The organism is Variovorax sp. EBFNA2 (assembly GCF_033802765.1).
GTDB lineage: Bacteria > Pseudomonadota > Gammaproteobacteria > Burkholderiales > Burkholderiaceae_C > Variovorax > Variovorax paradoxus_H.
In genome coordinates, this window is record NZ_CP138496.1 from 4,021,917 (window position 1) to 4,043,719 (window position 21,803).

At 66.0% G+C, this 21,803-nt stretch carries 24 protein-coding genes; 18 read left to right on the top strand and 6 right to left on the bottom strand.

Annotated features, from left to right (window positions below):
• The first annotated feature begins 9 nt into the window (after positions 1-9).
• From RZE79_RS19030 to RZE79_RS19045, 4 genes are all read left to right on the top strand, one after another.
• The gene (locus RZE79_RS19030) at positions 10-954 is read left to right on the top strand and encodes an ABC transporter permease (protein WP_319355962.1); all 945 of its coding nucleotides are present in this window, start codon (positions 10-12) and stop codon (positions 952-954) included.
• A complete protein-coding gene (locus RZE79_RS19035) occupies positions 951-1,766 on the top strand; it encodes an ABC transporter permease (RefSeq protein WP_319355964.1) in 816 nt (271 codons plus the stop codon). The genes RZE79_RS19030 and RZE79_RS19035 overlap by 4 nt, the downstream gene beginning before the upstream one ends.
• A complete protein-coding gene (locus RZE79_RS19040; RefSeq protein ID WP_319355965.1) occupies positions 1,763-3,424 on the top strand; it encodes an ABC transporter ATP-binding protein in 1,662 nt (553 codons plus the stop codon). The genes RZE79_RS19035 and RZE79_RS19040 overlap by 4 nt, the downstream gene beginning before the upstream one ends.
• Positions 3,425-3,524: 100 nt before the next feature.
• Positions 3,525-5,246, top strand: coding sequence for a hypothetical protein (locus tag RZE79_RS19045; protein ID WP_319355967.1), 1,722 nt, complete (start codon positions 3,525-3,527; stop codon positions 5,244-5,246).
• A gap of 13 nt (positions 5,247-5,259) precedes the next feature.
• Here the strand turns inward: RZE79_RS19045 and RZE79_RS19050 are convergent, their stop codons facing one another.
• Both RZE79_RS19050 and RZE79_RS19055 read right to left on the bottom strand, forming a co-directional pair.
• Entirely contained in the window at positions 5,260-6,483 is a 1,224-nt protein-coding gene (locus RZE79_RS19050) for an MFS transporter (RefSeq protein ID WP_373696578.1), read from the bottom strand.
• Positions 6,484-6,557: 74 nt separating this feature from the next.
• Complete coding sequence (locus RZE79_RS19055) at positions 6,558-7,316, bottom strand: aldolase (protein ID WP_319355971.1); 759 nt, start codon at positions 7,314-7,316, stop codon at positions 6,558-6,560.
• Positions 7,317-7,553: 237 nt separating this feature from the next.
• Here RZE79_RS19055 and RZE79_RS19060 point away from each other — a divergent pair, with 237 nt between their 5' ends.
• A complete protein-coding gene (locus tag RZE79_RS19060; RefSeq protein ID WP_319355972.1) occupies positions 7,554-8,540 on the top strand; it encodes an AraC family transcriptional regulator in 987 nt (328 codons plus the stop codon).
• On the opposite strand, the gene ilvB is transcribed toward RZE79_RS19060, so the two are convergent.
• Entirely contained in the window at positions 8,531-10,333 is a 1,803-nt protein-coding gene (gene ilvB / locus RZE79_RS19065) for a biosynthetic-type acetolactate synthase large subunit (protein ID WP_319355974.1), read from the bottom strand. The two genes, RZE79_RS19060 and ilvB, sit on opposite strands and share 10 nt — an antisense overlap.
• A 65-nt stretch (positions 10,334-10,398) precedes the next feature.
• Between ilvB and RZE79_RS19070 the strand changes: the two genes are divergently transcribed.
• From RZE79_RS19070 to RZE79_RS19120, 11 genes are all read left to right on the top strand, one after another.
• Positions 10,399-10,893, top strand: coding sequence for an Lrp/AsnC family transcriptional regulator (locus tag RZE79_RS19070; protein WP_180288514.1), 495 nt, complete (start codon positions 10,399-10,401; stop codon positions 10,891-10,893).
• Positions 10,894-11,190: 297 nt separating this feature from the next.
• Positions 11,191-11,451, top strand: a complete 261-nt coding sequence (locus tag RZE79_RS19075) for a hypothetical protein (protein WP_319355976.1) — start codon at positions 11,191-11,193, stop codon at positions 11,449-11,451.
• A gap of 199 nt (positions 11,452-11,650) precedes the next feature.
• Positions 11,651-12,718: a PDDEXK nuclease domain-containing protein gene (locus RZE79_RS19080; protein ID WP_319355977.1), complete on the top strand. Its 1,068-nt coding sequence runs from the start codon at positions 11,651-11,653 to the stop codon at positions 12,716-12,718.
• Positions 12,715-13,242, top strand: coding sequence for an AAA family ATPase (locus RZE79_RS19085; RefSeq protein WP_319355978.1), 528 nt, complete (start codon positions 12,715-12,717; stop codon positions 13,240-13,242). The genes RZE79_RS19080 and RZE79_RS19085 overlap by 4 nt, the downstream gene beginning before the upstream one ends.
• Before the next feature lie 4 nt (positions 13,243-13,246).
• Positions 13,247-13,570: a hypothetical protein gene (locus tag RZE79_RS19090; RefSeq protein WP_153283610.1), complete on the top strand. Its 324-nt coding sequence runs from the start codon at positions 13,247-13,249 to the stop codon at positions 13,568-13,570.
• Between the two features lie 20 nt (positions 13,571-13,590).
• Complete coding sequence (locus RZE79_RS19095; protein ID WP_319355980.1) at positions 13,591-14,040, top strand: GNAT family N-acetyltransferase; 450 nt, start codon at positions 13,591-13,593, stop codon at positions 14,038-14,040.
• Between the two features lie 111 nt (positions 14,041-14,151).
• A complete protein-coding gene (locus tag RZE79_RS19100) occupies positions 14,152-14,400 on the top strand; it encodes a DUF1272 domain-containing protein (protein ID WP_319355981.1) in 249 nt (82 codons plus the stop codon).
• A gap of 527 nt (positions 14,401-14,927) precedes the next feature.
• On the top strand, positions 14,928-15,629 hold the full coding sequence (locus RZE79_RS19105) for a DUF2711 family protein (RefSeq protein WP_319355982.1): 702 nt from the start codon (positions 14,928-14,930) through the stop codon (positions 15,627-15,629).
• A gap of 277 nt (positions 15,630-15,906) precedes the next feature.
• Entirely contained in the window at positions 15,907-16,116 is a 210-nt protein-coding gene (locus RZE79_RS19110; protein WP_319355983.1) for a DUF4287 domain-containing protein, read from the top strand.
• Between the two features lie 328 nt (positions 16,117-16,444).
• Positions 16,445-17,572, top strand: coding sequence for a TonB-dependent receptor domain-containing protein (locus tag RZE79_RS19115; protein WP_319355984.1), 1,128 nt, complete (start codon positions 16,445-16,447; stop codon positions 17,570-17,572).
• A gap of 126 nt (positions 17,573-17,698) precedes the next feature.
• Positions 17,699-18,400 (top strand): phytanoyl-CoA dioxygenase family protein, encoded by a 702-nt coding sequence (locus RZE79_RS19120; RefSeq protein WP_319355985.1) that lies wholly within the window; start codon positions 17,699-17,701, stop codon positions 18,398-18,400.
• Between the two features lie 81 nt (positions 18,401-18,481).
• On the opposite strand, the gene RZE79_RS19125 is transcribed toward RZE79_RS19120, so the two are convergent.
• Positions 18,482-18,793 carry a hypothetical protein gene (locus RZE79_RS19125; RefSeq protein ID WP_319355986.1) on the bottom strand — a complete coding sequence of 104 codons (312 nt, stop codon included), beginning with the start codon at positions 18,791-18,793 and terminating at the stop codon, positions 18,482-18,484.
• A 124-nt stretch (positions 18,794-18,917) separates the two neighbouring features.
• Positions 18,918-19,811: a LysR family transcriptional regulator gene (locus tag RZE79_RS19130; RefSeq protein WP_319355988.1), complete on the bottom strand. Its 894-nt coding sequence runs from the start codon at positions 19,809-19,811 to the stop codon at positions 18,918-18,920.
• An 88-nt stretch (positions 19,812-19,899) separates the two neighbouring features.
• On the opposite strand from RZE79_RS19130, the gene RZE79_RS19135 reads away from it, so the two are divergent.
• Positions 19,900-20,718: an NAD(P)H-dependent oxidoreductase gene (locus RZE79_RS19135; RefSeq protein ID WP_319355990.1), complete on the top strand. Its 819-nt coding sequence runs from the start codon at positions 19,900-19,902 to the stop codon at positions 20,716-20,718.
• Between the two features lie 95 nt (positions 20,719-20,813).
• The gene (locus RZE79_RS19140; protein ID WP_319355992.1) at positions 20,814-21,203 is read left to right on the top strand and encodes a DUF427 domain-containing protein; all 390 of its coding nucleotides are present in this window, start codon (positions 20,814-20,816) and stop codon (positions 21,201-21,203) included.
• Between the two features lie 119 nt (positions 21,204-21,322).
• Here the strand turns inward: RZE79_RS19140 and RZE79_RS19145 are convergent, their stop codons facing one another.
• Positions 21,323-21,703: a helicase SNF2 gene (locus RZE79_RS19145; protein WP_153283593.1), complete on the bottom strand. Its 381-nt coding sequence runs from the start codon at positions 21,701-21,703 to the stop codon at positions 21,323-21,325.
• Positions 21,704-21,803: the final 100 nt, after the last annotated feature.

The following is a 21,803-nucleotide window of genomic DNA, read 5'->3' on the forward strand; positions in this document are numbered from 1 at the left end:
GCCGCCGCCATGCTTGCCTACCTCTTGCGCCGGATCGCCATGACGGTCCCGACGCTGCTGCTGGTGTCGATTGCCGTCTTCACGCTCATGCGGCTGATTCCGGGCGACCCGGTGCAGCTCATGCTCGGCGAAGGCGCCGACCCCGCGCAGCTCGAACTCGCACGCCAGCAGATGGGGCTCGACCAACCCCTGGTCACCCAGTACTTCGTGTGGCTGCGCCAGGCGCTCGCCGGCGACCTGGGCGTGTCGACCACCAACGGCCTGGCCGTGCTGCCGCTGATCTGGGAGCGCTTTCACGTAAGTGCCGTCATCGTGCTCACCGCCGTGGCGCTGGCCTCGCTGATCGCCGTGCCCGCCGGCCTTATCGCCGCCTGGCGCAAGGACCGGCCGACCGACCTCGCCATCATCGGCGCGGCCACGCTGATGCTGTCGGTGCCGAGCTTCTGGCTCGGCCTGCTGCTGCTGATGTTCTTCGGCCAGTACCTGCACTGGCTGCCGGTGGTGGGCTACGTGCCCATGTCGGAAGACTTCTCGCAGGGCCTGCTCTACGTGATCTTGCCGATCGTCACGCTGGTGCTGGTCGAGACCGGCGTGCTCACGCGCATGTCGCGCGCCAGCACCATCGAAGTGCTGCGGCTCGAATACGTGACGCATGCGCGCGCCAAGGGCGTGCCCGAGTCGCAGGTGCTGCGCCGCCACGTGCTGCCCAACGCCTTCAACCCCACGCTCACCATGATCGGCCTCATCCTGGGCCATCTGCTGAGCGGCATCGCGGTGCTCGAAACGGTGTTCACCCTGCCCGGCCTGGGTCGCCTGATGATCGATTCGATCTTCGCGCGCGACTACCCGGTGCTGCAGGGCTGCCTGCTGTTCACGGCCTGCATCTACGTGGTCATCAACCTGATCGTGGACATGTGCTATCCCCTCTTCGATCCCCGGGTGTCGGTGCAGTGAAAAAGATCAAGACCCATACCCTCGTGGGCGGCGTGCTCATCGGCGTGCTGCTGGTGCTGGCACTGGTGGCCGCGCTGTGGACGCCCTACAACCCGCTGGGCATCGACCTGCGCGGCAAGCTGCAGCCGCCGTCGATGGCGCACTGGCTGGGCACCGACGAGTTCGGGCGCGACGTGGCCAGCCGCGCCATGCGCGCGGCCTCCACCAGCTGCCTCATCGCGCTGCTCACGGTGGCGCTGGCCACCGCCATCGGCCTCGTGGTGGGCGTGGTCGCCGGCTTCGTGCGCGGCTGGACCGACCGCGTGCTCATGGCCTTCAACGACACGCTGCTGGCCTTTCCGGGCCTGCTGCTGGCGCTGGGCGTGATGGTGATCGTGGGCGCCAACCAGTGGGGCATCGTGCTCGCGCTGAGCATGGCCTATGCGCCCTCGGTGGTGCGCGTGGTGCGCGGCACCGTGCTGTCGCTGCGCGAGCGCGAGTACGTCGAGGCCTCGCGAATGATCGGCAACGGCGAGATCTACACCATGTGGCGCCACATCCTGCCCAACTGCGTGGCGCCCGTCGCCGTGCTGGCCACCAGCATGTTCGGCTGGGTGCTGCTGTCGGAAAGCGCCCTGAGCTTCCTCGGCCTGGGCGTGCCGCCGCCCGCGCCCACCTGGGGCAACATGCTCTCCAGCGCACGCCCCTACATGGCCTCGGCCGTGTGGCTGTGCCTGGTGCCGGGCCTGTGCATCGCGCTCACGCTGCTGGGCATCAACCTCTTGGGCGAATCGCTGCGCGACCGGCTCGATCCGCGCACGGAGAAGTCATGACCCATTCCTCCTCTTCCACAGCGCCCGTGCTTTCGGTGCGGCACCTGAAGATCGACCTGCACGGCGGCGCGCAGACGCTGGTGCACGACCTCTCGTTCGACGTGCGCCCCGGCGAGTTCCTTGCCGTGGTCGGCGAATCGGGCAGCGGCAAGACCATGGCCGCGCGCGCCATCCTGCAGCTGCTGCCGCCCGGCATCGCGCAAAGCGGCGGGCAGATCGTGTTCGATGGCGAAGACCTGAGCACGCGCGACGTGAAAGCCATGCGCCCCATCCGCGGGCCCGGCATCGGCATGGTGTTCCAGGAGCCGATGGTCTCGCTCAACCCGGTGCACCGCATCGGCGAGCAGATGGCGGAGGGCCTGCGCATGCACACCCAGCTGTCGGCCGCCGAGATTCGCGCGCGCTGCCTCGACATGCTGCGCCGCGTGCAGATCGCCGACCCCGAGCGCTGCATGCACGCCTACCCGCACGAATTTTCGGGCGGCATGCGCCAGCGCATCATGCTGGCCAGCGTGATGCTGCTCAAGCCACGCCTGCTGATTGCCGACGAGCCGACCACCGCGCTCGACACGCTGAGCCAGCGCGAAGTGCTCGACCTCATGGTCGGCCTCGCGAAAGACCAGGGCACGGCCGTGCTGCTCATCACACACAACCTCGGCCTGGTCGGGCGCTATGCGCAGCGCGCCATCGTGCTCGAAAAAGGCCGGATGGTGGAGACGGGCGACGTGCCCGCCATCCTCGTCGACCCGAAGCAGCCCTACACGCGCAAGCTGGTCGATGCCCTGCCGCGCCGCCAGGCCGCGAAGCCGGCCCAGTCCATGCAGCAGCAGCCGCTGGTGCAGGTGCGGGGCCTGTGCGTGAGCTACCCCGGCCCGCGCGCGGGCTTCTTCAAGCGCCATGCGCCGGTGCAGGTCATCGACCAGCTCGACCTGGACATCCACCCCGGCGAGATGGTCGCGCTGGTGGGCGGCAGCGGCTCGGGCAAGACCACGCTGGGCCGCGCCATCCTGCGGCTCGCGCCGTCGCGCGCGGGGCAGATTCTGTTTCGCGGCGACGACGTGCGCAGCGCCGACCGCGCCGCGCTGCACCGCTTCCGGCTCGCCTGCCAGCTGGTGTTTCAAGACCCGTTCTCGTCGCTCGACCCGCGCATGCGCGTGCAGGAGATCGTGGCCGAGCCGCTGCGCCACCTGCCCGCGCTCGATGCTGCCGCGCGCCTGAAGCGCGTGCACGAGACGCTTGACGAAGTGGGCCTGGACGGCCTGGGCGCGCGCTACCCGCACGAGCTTTCGGGCGGCCAGCGCCAGCGCGTGGCGATTGCGCGTGCGCTGGTGCGCCGGCCCGCGTTCGTGGTGGCCGACGAGCCCGTGTCTGCGCTCGACATGACCATCCAGGCGCAGGTGCTGCGCCTCTTTCAGAGCCTGCAGGCGCACCACGGCTTTGCGTGCCTGTTCATCAGCCACGACCTCGCGGCCGTCGAGCAGATCGCCGACCGCGTCGTCGTGATGGAGCGCGGCCGCATCGTCGAGCAAGGCCCGCGCGACGCCGTGTTCGACCAGCCGAGCCATGCGTACACGCGGGCGCTGCTGGCGGCCACGCCACGGCCGCTCGCGTCGCTGGACGAAGCTGTCTCCCGTCCGCGCGAGAAAGTGTTTGCGTGAAGCGCTGGAACGGTGGGGCGATCCGCAGGGCGTTGCCGTGGCCGGGGCTCATGCGGCAGCAGATGCTGGTGAGCTGATTCGCGGCGGCACAATCGTGCGCGTGCCACGCCTACTTCACCTCCTGATCGCCGGCCTCGCGCTCGCGTCCTCCTTCGCCCATGCCGCCGACCCGGTGCTGCTCGTCACCTCGCCCGTCGCGCTGCAGGCCGCCGAGAAATCCGGCGCCGGCTTCGGCCGCTGGTTCAACGTGCCCGTCGCTGCGAGCGGCATCGCCACCAATCAAGCGCTCGTGCGCTCGCCGGCCTGGCAATCGATCGCCGATCCACTGAAGGGCAGCCTCGCCGCCCTGCAGCGCCGCGACCCGCAAGCCGGCGTCGGCATCGCACGCTACCCGCACCGGATCTTCGACGCGCGCTGGCTTGCCAGCCCCGACGCTTTCTTCGAACTGGTCGGCGTCGCCAATCGCATGGACCGCCGCCCCTTCCAGCCCGGCGCCTGTGGCGAGACACGGCTCGTGTACCGGCTGGCGTACCGCTCGGCCGCGATGCAGTCGCGCCTGCCGATGACCGTCGCCGTCGAGCTGCGCGGCGATGCGCCCGATGCCGACGGCAGCTGCGCCAGCGCCGCACGGCGCTGGCAACCGCCGCAGGCAGCCATGAAGGACGAAGCCCTTGGCCGCTGGCTCGTGTCGGCCGACGGCCCGCTTGCGCCGCAGCAGCTTGCACAAGCCCGCATCGCGCAGGTGACGACCAACCTGCAGAGCGTGCGCTGGCCCTCGGCCGTGCGGCCCGACCTCGGCGGCCATGCCGAGTACCTGCTGCGCGCCTTCCGCTGGAACGCGGGCGCGCAGCGCTTCGACGCAGGCCCGTTGGAGAACACACCCGATATCGCGAAGCTCAAGGCCGACGTGCCGCTGCGCAAGGCGCTGCTGCAATGGCTGCAGCAGCCCGACACGCTGCGCGCGCTCGACAGCGCCACCGTGCGCATCCCTGATCGTTTTCTGGCGACCGAGTCTGTCTCCGTCGCGCCGCGTGGGCTCGAGCGCCTGGCGAACCGCCCCTTCGAACAGTTGTTCGCGCCCGGCGACTGGCAGCCCGTGCCCGGCAGCCGCACGCTGCAGTCACCGCAGGCCGTTCTGCGCCGGCTCGACGACCTGAGCTGCGCAGGTTGCCACCAGAGCCGCGCGGTCGCGGGCTTTCACCTGCTGGGCCTGGACCGGCGCGGCGCCTCGCGCACCTTCACGACCGGCAACGCCCTCGCGCTGCCGCACTCGCCGCATCTGCAGGATGAGTTGGCGCGACGCGAACGCTATGTGAAGGCCGCGCTGACAACGCCCGTGCCTGACCCGTTCCGCCCGCTGGCCTCGCCGGACGACGAGAACGCCGCGCCCGAAAAGGCCACCGTGGGTGCGAGCTGCGAGCCCACGCGCATCACCGCATCGGCCGACCCGTGGCGTGATCGCGCGCAGAAACTGCCGCGCACCGCAGCCACGACTTGCGAGGGCGCGGATTCGGTCTGCGAGAAGACATCAGTCGGCTTTCCTGGGGGCATGTGCTCGGGCCGCTGCGATCCGAAAGACCCGAACGGCACCTGCGGGGGCATCGCCATCCTTAGCGACTTCAATCAGTGTCTGGCGGCGAAGCAGCCGTTTGGCGATTGCCTGAGCAAGCACACGCGACCGGGGAATCTGCGCAGTTGCTCGGCGCAGAAGCCTTGTCGCGAGGACTACATCTGCGCGCAGGCGGAGGGGCAGCCGGAAGGACGCGGGGCGTGCATTCCGCCCTACTTCCTGTTCCAGATGCGGGTGGACGGGCACTCCTGAGCACCCGCCGCGCTCACTCGTTCGACGTGGGGCGCATCAGGTACGAGGAGACTGCGGCCAGCACGCCCAGCACCGCCACATAGATGCCCACGGGCACGATGCTCGAATAGGTCGCCACCAGCGTGGCCGCGATGATCGGTGCCAGCCCGCCGCCGATCGCCGCCGCAAACTGGATGCCGATCGACAGGCCTGAGTAGCGCAGCTCCGGCGGAAACTGCGCCGCGTAGAGGTTGGACTGCGGCGCGAACATCAGCGCGTAGTTCAGCCCCAATGCCACCACCATCGCCACGGTGTAGGCCGTGAGCGAGCCGCTGCCGATCGCCTGGAAGAGCGGCACGGCCATCGCCGCCAGCAGCACGCCGCCGAACACGTAGAGCCGCCGCGCGCCCACCTTGTCCGCGAGCCAGCCGCTGGCCGGAATGGTAAAGACCATGACCCCCGAGCCGACGATCAGCGCATGCAGCGCGTCCGCCCGCGAGAACCCCAGCCGCGTGGTCGCGTACGAGATGGAGAACACCAGGATCGTGTAGATCAGCGTGACCTCCGCCAGCTTTCCTCCGATGGTCAGCAGCAGCGGACGCCAGTGCGCCACCAGCACCTCGCGCGCCGGCAGCACCGCCGTCTTCTGGCGCATCTTGACCTGCACGAACTCCGGCGACTCGTCTACCTTCATGCGAATGAACACGCCCAGCACGATCAACACCGCACTGGCCAGGAACGGCAGGCGCCAGCCCCAGCTCAGGAAGCTGTCCTCGGGCAGCTGTGTGACCAGTGCGAAGGCCCCCGACGACAGCAGCACCCCGATGGGGGCGCCCATCTGCGGCATGCTCCCGACCAGCGACTTCCACTTGGGCGGCGCGTGCTCCACCGCCATCAGCATCGCGCCGCCGAGCTCGCCGCCGAACGACAGGCCCTGCCCGATGCGCAGCAGCACCAGCAGCACGGCGGCCCACAGCCCGATCGACTCGTAGGTGGGCAGCAGCCCGATCAGCACCGTGCAGATGCCCATCAGCAGAAGGCTCAGCGTGAGCATCGACTTGCGGCCCAGCCGGTCGCCGTAGTGCCCGAAGACGATGCCGCCGATCGGGCGCGCCAGCATGCCGCTAGCAAAAGTGCCGAAGGCGGCCAGCGTGCCCACGGTGGGGTCGAAGTGGGGGAAGAAGAGCTTGTTGAACACCAGCGCCGCGGCGGTGCCGTAGGCCAGGAAGTCGAAGGCCTCGATGGCCGTGCCGACCATGGTGGCCACGCCGATCTTCCACACGCTCGGGTGCGGCTTGGCGACGGTGCCCGCGACGGGCGAGGCGATGCTGCTCATGGCTGCTCCCCGGTGATCTGCCGCGCGAACATCGCGAAGCTGGCGTTGACGATGCTCCGCTGCAGCAGGAAGTCGTGCGACTCCTTCGCCAGCACCGGATCAACCGGCTTCAACCGGCCGTAGGCTGCTTGCGCGATCAGTTGGTTGCGAGCCGCGCGCTCGATCAACACCGACAGGTAGAGCGACTCCTCGATGGTCGGCGTGGCCGCCAGGAAACCGTGGTTTGCGAGCAGCACGCAGCGCTTGCTGCCCAGCGCGGCAGAGATGAGGTCGCCCTCGACGTCGGCGATCGGCAGGCCGGGCCATTCGGCCAGGAAGGCGCAATCGTCGAAGAACGGCGTGGCGTCCATGTGCGCAACCTGCAGCGGCTCGCCGGTCATCGACAGCGCCGAGATATACGGCGGGTGCGTGTGGATCACGCAGTTCACGTCGGGCCGTCGCTTGTAGACCCACAGGTGAAAGCGTACGGCCGGGTTGGGCACGCCCCGGCCTTCGAGCACGCGCAGCGAATCGTCGATTCGCATGACCGATTGCGCGCGGATCTCGCCGAAAGCATGCGCCAGCGGCGTCGTCAGGAACGTGCCGTCGCTCTGGCGCACCGTGATCTGACCTGCCAAGGTCTCGGAGTGCCCTTCCTTCGCGAGGATGCGGCAGCTCAGTGCGAGCTTCTCGGCCTCGCTCCATCGGCCGTAGCTGAGGCCGTCGAACGACGGCGCGGGGGTGGTGTCGTGGGTGTCTGGATTCTTGTCTCTCACGCGATGGCTCCTGTACATGGACGGATGGCGGCCACTGTAGGAAGCACGCGGCGGTTTCCTCTTGCGCGTGGGTGCACGCGCATTGACCCTGCGCGCCAACCGCGTGACAACGGTGTCGACCGCCTGCCTGGGCGGTAGTGGAAAGTCTCGATGCATGCGCTGCGCTCGCCGCCCTAGACTGCCCCCGCTTGGCACGAAGCGTGCGGGCACTACGGCAACACGGCAAGAGCCCCACCCATGCACCACGACACGGCACCCGACCTGAGCCTTGCGCCCCGTTTCCGCCCGTTCTATCCGGGCGACGTTCAGGGCTATTCCAGTGCGCTCGACTCGCTGGTTTATCCCGGTGCGCTGCGCGTGCAGGACCACAATCCGCGCATGAGCCTGGAGGCCTGCCGCCTCGTGGGCGGCGGCGTTGCCATCAGCTTCACGTCCACTCCGCTCGAGGTGCGCCACGACGACACGCACGCGGCCCCCCACGGCGCCGGCGATGTGCTGGCCATGATTGCCGTCGAAGGCGAAGGCAGCGTCGAGCAGGGCGGCCGGCAGCTGCCCTTTCGCCCCGGCGACATCACCTTCCGCACCACACGGCAGCCGTCCACCTGCACGCTGGCCACGCCCGGCAAGCTCGTGATGTTGCGCGTGCCGTCCGAGCGCTTCTTCGGCATCTACACCGACCTGCACGAGCGCTTCGTCGCTGCCATCGCGCAACCGGATTCACGGCTGGCCGAGGCCGCTCGCACGCACATGGCACAGGTGTTTCCGGGACCGGCCCAGCTGGCGCCAGCGCAGGCCTATTTTTCGGAGCAGTCTTTCGTCTCGCTGCTGGCCGCTACCTACTGCGAATCGATCGACAACAACGCCACGGCCGGCCAACACCGCGAACGCGACCGCTGGCAGCAGCTCGCTGCATTCGTCGAAGCGCATCTGGGCGACCCCGAACTGTCGGTCGATGGCGTGTCGAAGGCGCTGGGCATCTCGCGCCGGCTGGTGCACCGCCTGTTCGAGCAACGCCACACCCGCTACGGCGCGTACCTCAAGGCGCGCCGGCTGGAACGCGCAAAGCACGAGCTGGCCAACCGCCAACTGGCCCACCTGAGCGTGGCCGAGATCGCCTACCGCCACGGCTTCGGCGACGCGAGCCACTTCAACCGGGCGTTCAGCAGCCATTTCGGCGCGCCGCCCGGCGCCTTCCGCAAAGCGCAGGCGCAAGCTCAGGCCTGAGCCTTCTCCTCATACCACCGATCCTTCCCCAACATCACCCGGTGGTGCCCACACCCCGACGGCATCATCGGAAAACAGTTCTCCTGCGCCGCCACCTGCACGTCGAGAAAGAACGGCCCCTTGCTCTCCAGGCATTCGGCCAGCGCCTCTTCCAGCTCCGCCGGATCGGACACCCGCCGCGCCCCCCAGCCGAAGGCCTTGGCCAGCGCCACGAAGTCAGGCAGCGCCTCGTTCCAGCTGTGGCTCAGGCGGTTGCCGTGGTTCAACTCCTGCCACTGGCGCACCATGCCCATGTAGCCGTTGTTGCTCAGCACCAGCTTCACCGCCGTGCCGTGCTGCATGGCAGTCGACAGCTCCTGGATGTTCATCAGCACCGACGCGTCACCGCTCACGCACACCGTGAGCGCGTCGGGGTGCGCGATCTGTGCGCCGATGGCTGCGGGCAGCCCATAACCCATGGTGCCGGCGCCGCCCGAGGTGAGCCAGTGGCGCGGGCTGTCGAAGCGCAGGTATTGCGCGGCCCACATCTGATGCTGGCCCACGTCGGTCGAGACGATCGCATCACGCCCCGCGATGGCCCGCTGCAGCGACGACATGAGGTGCTGCGGCAGGATTTCTTCGGTCGACGGCGTGAAGGCCAGGCAGTCTTCGGCGCGCCAGCGCTCGATGCGCGCCCACCACGGCGCCAGCCGCTCGGGCGCAAACTCTTCAGGCAGCAGCCCCAGCAGCGCTTCGACGATGGCGCCGCAGTCGCCCACCATCGGCACGTCGACGTGCACCACCTTGTTGATGCTGCCGGGGTCGATGTCGATGTGGATCTTGCGGGCGTGCGGACAGAACTCGTCGAGCTTGCCCGTCACGCGGTCGTCGAAGCGCGCGCCCACGCACACCACCAGGTCGGCCTCGTGCATCGCGAGGTTGGCTTCGAGCATGCCGTGCATGCCCAGCATGCCGACGAACTTCGGGTCGGACGCGGGGAACGCGCCCAGCCCCATCAGCGTGAGCGTGCACGGCGCGTGCAGCCGGTGCACGAGTTGCGTGAACGCCTCGCAGGCCGCCGGCCCCGAGTTGATGAGCCCGCCGCCGCCATAGAGCACCGGCCGGCGCGCGGTCGAGATCAGGTCTGCGGCGCGCTGCAGCATCGCCCGCGGCGGCAGCGGCGCGCGGCCCGTGCGCAACGCGCGCAGCGGTGTCGGCGCGCTGCCGTGCGTGAGGCGCATCAACTGGATGTCCTTCGGCACGTCGAGCAGCACTGGGCCCGGACGGCCGGTGGTGGCGATGTCGAGCGCGCGGCGCACCAGCGCGGGCACGTCGTCGGCCGCGCGCACCTGGCGGTTCCACTTGGTCACCGGGCGCGACATGCCCAGCGCATCGCTTTCCTGGAAAGCCTGCGTGCCGATCACCGCCGTCGCCACCTGCCCGCTGATGCACAGCACCGGCACCGAATCGCTCATGGCGTCGAGCAGCCCCGTGATCGTGTTGCCCACGCCCGGCCCCGACGTGACCAGCACCACGCCCACGCGGCCCGTGCTGCGCGCATAGCCCTCGGCCGCATGCACCGCCGCCTGTTCGTGGCGCACCAGCACATGGCGCAGCCGGGGTTCGCCGTGCAGCGCGTCGTACAGCGGCAGCGCCGCGCCACCGGGGTAGCCGAAGATCGTGTCGACGCCGCACGCGACCAGCGTGTCGAGCAGCGCTTCGGCGCCGTTGCGCACGCGGGGTGGGGTCTCGATCTCGGGCAGGGCCGGCGAGAGGGAGGGCGAGGATGTGGGGGGAAGGTCGAGCAGTCGCATGCCGTCAATTCTTCCGCTCTTGAGGCAAAATTTGCTTCTTTCTTTTGGCTGTTTAAGCTCGAAACATGAAAACCAATCGCCAAACATCGTCAGACAGCGAAGGATCTTTCGACAAGACCGATCTGGCGATCTTGCGGGTGCTGCTGCTCGACTCGCGCAAGACCCTGCAGGAGATCGGCAACGAGGTCGGCCTGTCGCCCACCAGCTGCTGGACGCGCATCAAGAAACTCGAGGCCTCGGGCGTCATCAAGCGCTACACCGTCGACATCGACCCGGCCAAGCTGGGGTACCACGACTCGGTCATCGTGCAGGTCACGCTCGAGAGCCACACCGACGAAACCCTGTACGACTTCGGCCGCACCCTCGCCACCATTCCCGAGATCCAGGAGGCCTACCTCGTGTCGGGCGACTACGACTACTACATCCGCATCGCCGTGCGCGACACGCGCGACTACGAGCGGCTGCTGCGCGAGAAGCTCTACAAGATCCCCGGCATTCGCCACAGCAAATCGCACTTCGTGCTGCGTGTGCTGAAGGAAGCGACCGTGCCGCTGATCTGACGGCGCCCTGCTCTTCTCTTTCTGCCCGCCACGTCACTTATCCGCGCGATTCGAGACTTACTGGCGCATTCGGTCCACCAGCGGGTGCCGCGCTTCTCTACAGTGGATGCCCCTGTCACCCGACGCCCTTCTATGTGGGGCAAGGAAGGCAGGACCGCTTCGCCTCGCGGCGGGCTATCGATGCGGCAACGCGCATCGGTGCGAACGCGAGGCAGAAAAGGCGACGGCCAGGGTGCTGACACACCCTGACCGTCTAACCACATGACGTGCACACACTTTGGAAAGAGAGCACACCAAATGGCTACTTCAACTATAGCCCGGCCTCGCACGCCGGCATCCCCCGACACCGCCTGCGGGCCCACCCCGTCGGACCTCCTCGAAAACAAACTCGCGCAACTGAATTCGCTGCTGTGGTGCTGCCACGGCGACGGCAACCGATGGTTCGAAGACGCGGGGCCGGAGCATCTGGACAACGTGCTGTGGATTGCGGCGGAGTTGGCGCGCGATGCGATGGGGTTGTTTCAGGCGTGTGAGGTGGGGAGAGCTGCGCAGGGGTGATGCGGGCGATGGCAAAAAGGGGACGGCGCACGTGCAGCCATGCGCCATTTCGCTTGGCCGTCCGCCACCTCTTGCCCCGAGAAGCGCTCCCCGGGCTGCGAGAGAATCTAAAAATGGATCAAGCCACCCACCACAAGATTGCCTCCTTCATCCTGGCAGCCGACGGCCCGCTCGATGGACTGCTGATGGGCTCGAAGGCATGAGCAAGACGACCAAGCCAACGCGCCGCGCGGTGGCCGCGAGTTCAGAGGCCGCCTTCGGCGAGGTGGTCCAGTTGATCCAGGGGGCGCGGCAGCGCGTGGCCAAGGTGGTCAACGCCGAAGTGATCGAGCTCTATTGGCGCATTGGCCAGTATCTGCATCAACGCATCGAAGCCGATGGCTGGGCCAAGGGAACCGTGGAGCAACTGGCGGCCTACATCGCCCAGCGGGAGCCAGGCCGGCGCGGCTTTTCAGCCCAGAACCTGTGGCGCATGCGGCAGTTTTTTCAGGCGTATCCGCCGGGGTCAAAACTCTCAACACTGTTGAGAGAAATTCCGTGGTCCTCGCATTTGCACATTCTCAGTCGCACCAAGCGCGAGGAGGAACGCGAGTTCTACCTGCGCATGACGGCGCAGCAAGGCTGGCAGGTGCGTGAAGTGGCGCGGCAGATCGACAGCGGCCTGTTCGAGCGCGCCGTGCTCCACCCGCCCAAAGTCTCAACAGCGTTGAGAGAAATACAGCCGCAGGCTGCGCAGCACTTCAAGGACGCCTACCTGCTGGACTTTCTGGCCCTGCCAGACCCGCACTCCGAGGCCGAGCTGCACCGCAGCCTCTTGATGAACCTGGGCCGGTTCCTGACCGAGCTGGGGCGGGACTTCTGCTACATCGGCAGCGAATACCCGGTGCAGGTGGGCGCACAAGACTTTGCGTTGGACCTGCTGTTCTTCCATCGTGGCCTGAACTGCCTGGTGGCCATCGAGTTGAAGGTCACCGCCTTCGAACCCGAGCATCTGGGCAAGCTGAACTTCTACCTGGAAGCCCTGGACCGCGATGTGAAGAAGCCGCACGAGAACCCGGCCATCGGCCTGCTGCTGTGCGCCAGCAAGGACAGCGAGGTGGTGGAGTACGCGCTGAGCCGCACACTCTCGCCTGCGTTGGTGGCGCAATACCAGACGCAGCTGCCAGACAAGCAGATGCTGGCGGCGAAGTTGCATGAGTTTTATGCGTTGAGTGCGCCGGATGAAGTGGATTCAGTGACGCGCAAAAAGAAGGATGGTCGAGCGTGATCGGAGAACCCAAGCATCGAACGCTGATTGCCCTGAGCGGACTGCCCGGCACAGGCAAGACCACCATCGCGCGCGAACTCGTGGCGCGTGTTCCTTCGGTGTACCTGCGCATCGACGCTATCGAACACGCGCTGAAGACTGCGAGTGAAAACGCTGAAGACGTGGGCCCGGCGGGCTATGTCGTCGCGTACGCACTGGCTCGGTTCAACCTCTCACTCGGCATGTCCGTCGTTGCTGATTGCGTCAACCCGCTGTCGGTCACGCGTGAAGCGTGGCGTGCCGTGGCGACGGAGACGTCATCGCATCTGGTGGAGGTTGAAGTCGTGTGCTCTGACGTTGCGGAACACCGCCGACGCGTGGAGAGCCGGGAGGCCGACATTGCGGGCTTTGCGTTGCCGAGCTGGGAGGCTGTGCTTCGGCATGACTACGAGGCTTGGGGCACGGAGCGCTTGGTGGTTGATTCGGCGCTTGTGAGTGCGGGTGAGGCGGCGGACTTGATCTGGCGGCGAGTGCGTGAGCGGTAGATCGATGCGGTCCCGTTTCGTCGATGCCTTTCTGGGCGCCATCGTGCTCGGCCCCTGGGCGGCGATGTTTGCCTATCTGGGCCTCGCACCGCTTGCCGCCTACTGGCTCGACGGCACTAAACATCGAACGGGACCCGGACGCGGCGCCTCGTATTGGTGGAGCTTCTCGGAGGCCGTGAGCGCTCAGTACCCGGTTCTCACGTGGCTGCTGGAACTCAGGAGCCATGTCGTTTTGTGGAGCTGCCTGGCTGGCATGGTGATCGGGCCGGTGGTTGCGTGGATGATGAGCAGCCGCTTGAACCGCATGCGTCGCGGCATCCGTCTGTGAATGGGAACCAGCGAGCTTCAATGAACCCAACTCTGCGCGCCGCCCTCGACTCGGATTGCGAGTTTGCGTTCGATACCAAGCGACAGGCACTCGGCCCCTACATTGCTGCGCGATGGGGATGGGATGACGACTTCCAGCGGAACCTGCATCTGAGCAGATGGCGAGAGCGCCCGTGGTCGGTCATTCTCAAAGGTGCAACGCCGGTCGGCACGATCGCCACATGGGAGGTCGATGGTCACCGCCGGATTGGCGATTTCTACGTCTTGCCGGCCTTTCAGCGCGCGGGCATTGGTTCAGCGGTGCTTCGTCACGTGTTGGAGCAAGGTGACCGGGACCACCAAGCGGTGCGACTGGAGCATCTGAAGTGGAACCCGGTGGGAGCGCTCTACGGGCGTCATGGGTTTGTGCACGAGAGCTCCAACGACACGCATTGCTTTTTGGTTCGTTGGTCAGCCGCTCGATCTCGATGAGGCTGGTCGACGGTCACGCTCGGCCCCATCGGATCGACGGACTGACTTCCGTCATCGGCCACATGGCCTTCGTTTAAGCTCAAGCGACAAAACTCTCTCAGAGGTTTCGCCATGCTCCAAATGCGCCCCGGGTGTGAATGCTGCAACCGAGACTTGCCGCCGGATTCAGCCGATGCCCGCATCTGTTCTTTCGAGTGCACGTTCTGCAGCGAGTGCGCGAGCGGGCGTCTCGCAGGCACGTGCCCGAACTGCGGCGGAGAGTTGCTTCCGCGCCCGTCGCGGCCGGCTGCCAAGCTTGAGAAGTTTCCGGGTTCGACCACGCGGGTGTTCAAGCCGGAAGGTTGTGCGGCGGCATCGTGAAGTTGCGACGAGGCCAGACGCATGAAGGGCAACCTCCAACTGGTCGACACGATGTACTACCTGGTCAACAACCATCACTTCGATGTCACTGGAGTCGACTCTACGAGCTAGCGAGAAACAATAGTCCTGCTTCGGGTCGTGGCAGTAGATGTATGCCATTCCATCGTAGGAACCGCTCTTTACCGAGGCACTGACAGTTGCAAGTAATCGCATTTGTTTGGTCGGAGCGAAGTATCGAAGTTGCCCGGAAGTATCGCCGAGCCGCCTGCACGAGCCTCCAGTTCGACGAACATGCCGTGACGACGGAACGCTGAGTACGCAGGCGGCTTCGTTACTCGACGGTCACTCGAAATATGAGATCGAGTTTCTGCCAGGAAACTGGAGCCGACAGAGTGTTGAGGACGCACTGGCAGCCATCTTCCGTGGGAAAGATGGCTTGACTGTGAGCGGCTGAGCTATCCGCCGCTCATAGACCTGAGCACCGTTCGGCCACAACCGGGCAGGTCCGACCGCTCTAGACTGAGCCCATGAATCAACGCGTGTTTCCCGATCCAGACCGATACGCCATTTGCCCACTGGAAGGCCCCGTCTTACCCTTCTACGACGGTGCATTTGAAGCCGCCTATGTGCTTCTTAGTCCGTTCATGCGTCCCAAGTCGACCACGTTCGACCTGACCAATGCCGCGCGGGAAGACTGGAGTGCGGACGAGCTTTGCCAAACATTTGAATCAGTCCGGTGGTCGCAGGTGCGTGACCTCTGTGGATTTCCTTCGATCGCGTCAATCGATGTGGCACTGAGGACAATGATCGGCGGCCTGAGAAAGGACTTTGCCGACGAGGAACTTGCCGACGTACTAGCGAATTCGCTGAGCCAGCACAGATTGCTTGCCCCTGTTGAAGGTCTTTTTCCAGAGTTGATTCAGGATCCGGTCCTGTCGTTCATACAGTCGCTCGCGCAGGAATGGCTTTGGGTGGGTGACGAGTTCTGCACTGAACGCAAGCTCTGCTGGATCGACGATCTAAAACCAGCAAGCGCCAAGGTCGCGCTCACGAGCGGAAGTGTGTTCACCCCAGACAAGGCCAACCTCTGGACTGTCCATTGGGACAGCCACTTCACAATTTTTTGCTCGTCGAGGCCGAACGTCGAACGCCTTGCCCGACATCCCACCCTGGAAGGTTTCGTGTGCGCTCCCGAAACCGAAATCTATTGGAGCTTGCAAAGCGTTTAGCGGCGACGAGTACGCAAGTGACTACGAACTTTTCCTTCTTCGTCGTTGAAGACGAACTGGCCGCCGGGCTGGTGAAGAACGCGCGCATCCAACTGTAGTTTGAACGCGCTGCCAATGGCCAGGTGATCGCGCTGGTGTTGTACGCAGGCGGCGAGTTCCGCATGCGGCGGACTACGAACTGAGTTCAGAGCCTCGCGGCGATTCATCGCTTTACCATCGCTGATTTTTTCTTCGGGCTTTGCACGAATCGCACTCCCAACCTACGAAAGAGCCGCTCATGACCGAGACCGCCAAGGTAAAAGGACCCGCCTCGTACTTCCCCTCCATCGAGAAGAACTACGGCCAGCCGATTTCGCATTGGATGGACATTCTTCAGGCTGCTGGCCCTCTGAAGCACATGGAGCTTGTGAGCCAACTCAAGACCCAGCACAAGATAGGTCATGGGCATGCGAATGCGTTGGTTGCCGCATTTCTTGCGAAGAAGTAACACTGGCCCTACCGCTCCTCAATGACACCCCAGAAGCAGCAACTCGAACAGCATTTGGAGGACCGTGATCTCGTCTCGATCTACCGGACGGGCATCGACGATTCGCAAATCCAAGGCTTCGTGTTGGCGGTCTCGTCAGAACTGGTCCTGATTCAGTACGTCTACGACTTCCGACTGGACGGCCTGATGGCACTCAGAACCGAGGACATCACGCAGGTGGAATTGACGGCCACCAACAGCCTTCAGAAGCAGCTGATCTTCGAGGAAGGCTTGGGAGCGCAGGTGCCGTTTGGATTCGAGTTCGATGTGCGCAGTTGGCCCGCGTTGATTGCGCACCCGCTTCGATTCGCGCAAGCAGGGCTTCGACGTCTACCTGCGCGGGCGCTTCGATGCGCTGTCGATGGAACACGACGTGACCCTCGGCGCCAACTACTCGAAGTTTGTGTCGACCGACCGGTATGCGCGCCGGTTCAGCGGCGGCGGCAACATCTTCGCCATCGACCACAACCGCCCGGCGCAGAGCTACGACACCATCCTGGCCGCCGGCGGCACGAAGAGCCACACGCACTACGACGTGCGGCAAAAGGGCATCTACGGCAGCTGGCGGGCCAAGCTCGCCGAGCCGCTCACGGCCATCGTCGGCGCGCGCCTGAGCTGGTACGACTACCTCTACGCGAGCCAGTCCGCGGGCTTCACAAGCACCGTCAGCACGTCGGCCGAAGTGACGCCATACGTCGGCCTCGTGTTCGCGCTCAACAAGCAATGGTCGGCCTACGCGAGCTACACCGACGTGTTCGAGCCGCAGACCGAACGCACCGTCTCGGGTGAAGGGCTCAAGCCCATCATCGGCAGCAACTACGAGGTGGGTCTGAAGGGCGAGCTGATGGACGGCCGCCTGAACACCTCGCTGGCCGTGTTCCGCTACGACCACACCAACCGCGCCGTGACCGACCGCGACGGCGGCTTTGCCTGCGACGGCTGGTACTGCTCCAAGTCGTCGGGCAAGGTGCGCAGCCAGGGCTTCGAAGCCGAGGTCAGCGGCGAGGTCGCGCCGCGCCTGCAGCTCACTGCCGGCTACACCTACAACACCACCAAGTTCCTCGAAGACCCCGACAACAAGGGCCAGGTCTTCGGCCAGTGGACGCCCAAGCACATGCTGCGCGTGTGGAGCAACTACCAACTGCCCGGCGACTGGAGCCGGCTCAGCGTGGGCGGCGGCTTCAGCATCCAGAGCCACACGCTGGGCTACGACCGCACGTACAAGGTGCCCGGCTTCGCGGTGTGGAGCGCGCGCCTGGCCTACCAGCTGACGCCGGAGGTGGCACTGGCCGTCAACATCAACAACATCTTCGACAAGCGCTACTACATCCCGGCCTACAACGAGACCAACGGGAACAACAACTACGGCGATCCGCGCAATGTGCTGTTCACGGTGAAGTACACGCCGAAGCTGTGAAGGTGGGAAAGGGGCATGCGGTCGGCGTGCCCCTCTTTCTTGCGCCGCCAAAGCGTGGAAAATCTTCTCGTCATGAACTCCAACCCGATGCGACTGCGTGGACAGAGCGCGCGGCAGTTTCTTGCAATGCAACCAACCCAGGCCGACTTCTTCATCGACAAAGGCTACGTGCGGCTGGAAGGCTTCCATCCGCAGAAACAGATCGCGGGCCTGCGGCAGAAGTTGCACGATGAGATCAAGCGACTGAAGGCCTTGCCTGGCGGCAAGGGCCTGTCGAGCTCGCTGCAGAAATTCCCGCTCTTCCAGCAGATCGGCAAGCTGTCTGCGCTCGTCAAGGTGCCCGGCGTGCATGAAGCGCTGGTGACGCCGCTGCTGATCGACTGCGTCACCCAACTCGGCGGGCGCGCGCCCACAGCCATCCAGGACACGCAGCTTCTGCTCTCGCCGCCTCTTCAAGGCGCTTCGACCTTCACAGGCTTGAACTGGCATGTCGACGTCTCGGCATCACCGCAAGATCCCCTACCGGGCATCCAGGCCTTCTTCCTGATCGACGATGTGGCGCCGGGCGGCGGCGCGACCCTGGCGCTGGCCGGCTCGCATCGCGTCGGCACGCCGGGATGGCCTTCGGCTTCGGCGCTGCGGCAGGTGCTGAAGACGACCGGCGACCTGAAGCAGCAACTTCACCCGCTGGGCATCGGCCTCGTCGAGATGTCGGGGCGCGCAGGCGACGTCTTCCTGATGGACCTGCGCCTCTTGCACACGCCCTCGGTCAACGCGACGAAGAACGTGCGGATGATGGCGACGACGCGCTGCTTCATGCACACCTGATGGAACGGCCGCGCGTCACCGAACACGGCAAAAGGATACGGAAGGCAACTTCTGGTGCACAGCCATTTGCGGGGCACCCCACTAGTCCCACGCAGGAAGGTGCTGCAAGGCGTCGTTGGGACGATCCACGATGTCGACGCCGGTGAGTTCGGTCCCGCCCGGCAAGAGCCTCACGTCGCAGATGATGTCCCAGCCGTGGCTTTCGGTGCGCCGGGCAAGGCAGACCTCCTCGCCGGCAGCAATGAGCTTGACGCAGTCGCCGACGCTGATTCGCTGTGCCGTGCCAAGGGAAAACTCTGTCGAACCGAACTCCTTCTCCACGACCGGGTGAATGGCGACGAGATCCATCTTCCCGTCCGTGAAGTGAACCGCGGTAATTGCATGCTGGGCCATCTTCGACCTCCATTCGTGTAGCGCTCCGACAGGGCTGCGGTTCGACTGTACGCCCGCGGCAGCAAGTTCTCTTGCGTCATTCCGAAAAGCCGACGCACGCGAAGGGCGGCGCCTGCGAAAGCATCTACAAGCTCCCCGCAATCTGCTCCCGCAGCCACCGATGCCCCGGGTCGCGATGCCGCCGCTCGTGCCACAGCATCGCCATCTCGTAGCCCGGCACCTCCAGCGGCGCCTCCACCACGCGCAGCCCCGGCGCGCCGCGCGCCAGGCGCTCGGGCAGCATCGCGACCATGTCGGTGCTGGCGAGCACGGACATCATGAACAGGAAGTGCGGCACCGACAGCGCCACGCGCCGCGTGAGGCCCTGCGCCGCCAGCGCCTCGTCGGTGGGGCCGACAAAGCCGCCGCCGCCCAGCGACACCACCACATGCTCCAGCGCACAGAACTGCGCGAGCGTGGGCCGGTGCTTCAGACGCGGGTGCCCTGCCCGGCCGGCCAGCACATAGCGCTCGTGGAACAGCACGCGCCGGTGCAGGCCGGGCGGCGCGCCGACGCTGGTGTGAAAGAACAGGTCGATCTCCGCCTGCTCGAGCTGGCGCGCCATGCGCGTCGGCACGGCCTCGACCACGGCGAGCCGGGTGTTCGGTGCGGCCTCACGCAGCCCGGCCAGCGCCGGCAGCAGGATGGCCGACTCGGCGTAGTCGGCCGCGGCCACGCGCCAGGTGGTGGTGGCCTGCGCGGGGTCGAAGGGCTGGCTGGGCGCCAGCGCGCGGCCCAGCGACGCGAGGGCTTCGCGCAGCGGCTCGCGCAGTTCGTCGGCGCGCGCGGTGGGCCGCATGCCGCGTTGCGCGGGCACGAGCAGCGGGTCGTTGAAGAGCTCGCGCAGCTTGGCGAGCTGCACGCTCACCGAGGGCTGCGAAAGGTTCAGGCGCTCGGCCGCGCGGGTCACGTTGCGCTCGGCCAGCAAGGTGTCGAGCGTGACCAGCAGGTTGAGGTCGAGGCGGTTGAAATTGTTCATGGCGATACCTGGCATTCAAACTATTCATTTCCAATATAGCGCCACGGCTCCTAACCTGAGGGCATCTTCACTCGAACCTCATCACACCGTGAACATCCTGCTGGTCATTGCCCATCCCGAAGCCGCCTCGCTGAACGGCTCGCTCCATCGCTTCATGGTCGAACGCCTCACCCGTGCGGGCCACTCCGTGCGCGTGTCCGACCTGTACGCGATGCGCTGGAAGCCCGCGCTCGACGCCGACGACTTTCCGGCGCGCGACACCACCGCGCCCTTCGACCCCGTGCGCGATTCACTGCAGGCTTTCGAGGGCGGCACGCAGACCGCGGACATCGCCGCAGAGCAAGAGAAGCTGCTGTGGGCCGACGCGGTGATCCTGCAGTTCCCGCTGTGGTGGTACTCGATGCCCGCCATCCTCAAGGGCTGGATCGAGCGTATCTACGCCTATGGCTTTGCCTACGGCGTGGGCGAACATTCAGACACACACTGGGGCGATCGCTTCGGCGAAGGCACGCTGGCCGGCAAGCGCGCGATGCTGGTGGTGACGACCGGCGGCTGGGCCTCACACTACACCCCCCGCGGCATCAATGGGCCGATGGACGAGCTGCTGTTTCCCATTCACCACGGCATCCTCTACTACCCGGGCTTCGACGTGCTGCCGCCGTTCGTGGTGCACCGCACGGACAAGGTCGATGCCGCAGCCTATGAGCGCATCACCGGCGAGCTGGGCGAGCGGCTCGATACGCTGTGGACCACCGACCCGATTCCGTTCCGCCCGCAGAACGGCGGCGACTACGAAATTCCCGCACTAACGCTGCGCGAACACATCGCGCCGGGGCGCGCAGGCTTCGGGGTACACCGCAAAAGCAGCGAATCTGAAACTTTGGTTTCCGAACGCGGCCGCCTTTAACCACGCCGAGAACAGGTGGATTTGCAGGAGACTTCAAATCGTCGCGACAACGCAGCAAGATGCGCATCCGCCGATTCGTCCGAAGGAGCTTGTCCATGTTCGCCACGCCAGAACGCACCGTCAAGATTCCGGGCCCCGACCATGCGATCGCCATCACGCCGAATCCGATGCGCGTGGTGGTGTCCGTGGGAGGGCATGTGATTGCCGACTCGCGCGATGCGCTGACATTGCGCGAATCGCATTTCGGCACGGTGCACTACCTCCCGCGCAAGGACGTTCGCATGTCGCTGCTGGAGCGCACCGCGCACGCAACCTACTGCCCGTACAAGGGCGAGTGCGCCTACTACAGCATTCCGGCCGGCGGCGAACGCTCAGTGAATGCGGTGTGGACCTACGAGTCGCCCTACGAATCGGTCGCACCGATCAAGGACTACGTGGCCTTCTATCCGGACCGCGTGGGCACGATCGAAGAACGCTGCTTCTGACGACGGCTTCACCCCGTTCGTGAAAAAACCGGCCCTTGCTTTCGCAAGGCCGGTTTTTCTTTCTCTGACCCGCTGACACCTCGCCATGGGGCAAGGTGCGCGCGCCTGATACCCATCAATTACAGCGGCAGTGCGTCACCGCGTGCAGCGGCGCGGGCTTCGGCACGCACCGAGGCGCGGTCCAGGCCGCTGGCCAGCACCGGGGCCACGCGGGAGGTCACGGCTTCGCTGTAGGGGTTCTCACTGCGCGCAGCGACCACGGCCTGGGCGCGGACGGCGTCGCGGCTCACGGTCGAAACGAACACCTGGGCGGGGCCTGCATCGGCGCCGGTAGCGTAGGGGTTGGCGCTGCGTGCGGCCACCACGGCTTCTGCGGCGACATCGGCGCGGCTGGCGGCCGAGGTCAGGCGATGCACGCCTTCGTAGGTTTCAGCGTGGGCGGCGCCGGCAACGGCCATCAGGGCAACAGCAACGGCGGAGAGGAGCTTGGAGGCGGTCATGTCGGTTTCCTTCTTCAATTCAGTTCAGTGGTTCAAGTGTTTGACTTGGAGGGGTTGAACCGGTCTTGGGTGGGTCACCGTCCCTCTTTTTTGAAGGGCG

Coding starts and splice junctions, on each gene's coding strand:
- RZE79_RS19030 (WP_319355962.1), top strand. CDS start 10: ATGCTTGCCTACCTCTTGCGCCGGATCGCCATGACGGTCCCGACGCTG.
- RZE79_RS19040 (WP_319355965.1), top strand. CDS start 1,763: ATGACCCATTCCTCCTCTTCCACAGCGCCCGTGCTTTCGGTGCGGCAC.
- RZE79_RS19050 (WP_373696578.1), bottom strand. CDS start 6,483: ATGGTCGGCACGGCCATCGAGGCCTTCGACTTCCTGGCCTACGGCACC.
- RZE79_RS19060 (WP_319355972.1), top strand. CDS start 7,554: ATGCACCACGACACGGCACCCGACCTGAGCCTTGCGCCCCGTTTCCGC.
- ilvB (WP_319355974.1), bottom strand. CDS start 10,333: ATGCGACTGCTCGACCTTCCCCCCACATCCTCGCCCTCCCTCTCGCCG.
- RZE79_RS19070 (WP_180288514.1), top strand. CDS start 10,399: ATGAAAACCAATCGCCAAACATCGTCAGACAGCGAAGGATCTTTCGAC.
- RZE79_RS19075 (WP_319355976.1), top strand. CDS start 11,191: ATGGCTACTTCAACTATAGCCCGGCCTCGCACGCCGGCATCCCCCGAC.
- RZE79_RS19080 (WP_319355977.1), top strand. CDS start 11,651: ATGAGCAAGACGACCAAGCCAACGCGCCGCGCGGTGGCCGCGAGTTCA.
- RZE79_RS19090 (WP_153283610.1), top strand. CDS start 13,247: ATGCGGTCCCGTTTCGTCGATGCCTTTCTGGGCGCCATCGTGCTCGGC.
- RZE79_RS19095 (WP_319355980.1), top strand. CDS start 13,591: ATGAACCCAACTCTGCGCGCCGCCCTCGACTCGGATTGCGAGTTTGCG.
- RZE79_RS19100 (WP_319355981.1), top strand. CDS start 14,152: ATGCTCCAAATGCGCCCCGGGTGTGAATGCTGCAACCGAGACTTGCCG.
- RZE79_RS19105 (WP_319355982.1), top strand. CDS start 14,928: ATGAATCAACGCGTGTTTCCCGATCCAGACCGATACGCCATTTGCCCA.
- RZE79_RS19110 (WP_319355983.1), top strand. CDS start 15,907: ATGACCGAGACCGCCAAGGTAAAAGGACCCGCCTCGTACTTCCCCTCC.
- RZE79_RS19120 (WP_319355985.1), top strand. CDS start 17,699: ATGCAACCAACCCAGGCCGACTTCTTCATCGACAAAGGCTACGTGCGG.
- RZE79_RS19125 (WP_319355986.1), bottom strand. CDS start 18,793: ATGGCCCAGCATGCAATTACCGCGGTTCACTTCACGGACGGGAAGATG.
- RZE79_RS19130 (WP_319355988.1), bottom strand. CDS start 19,811: ATGAACAATTTCAACCGCCTCGACCTCAACCTGCTGGTCACGCTCGAC.
- RZE79_RS19140 (WP_319355992.1), top strand. CDS start 20,814: ATGTTCGCCACGCCAGAACGCACCGTCAAGATTCCGGGCCCCGACCAT.
- RZE79_RS19145 (WP_153283593.1), bottom strand. CDS start 21,703: ATGACCGCCTCCAAGCTCCTCTCCGCCGTTGCTGTTGCCCTGATGGCC.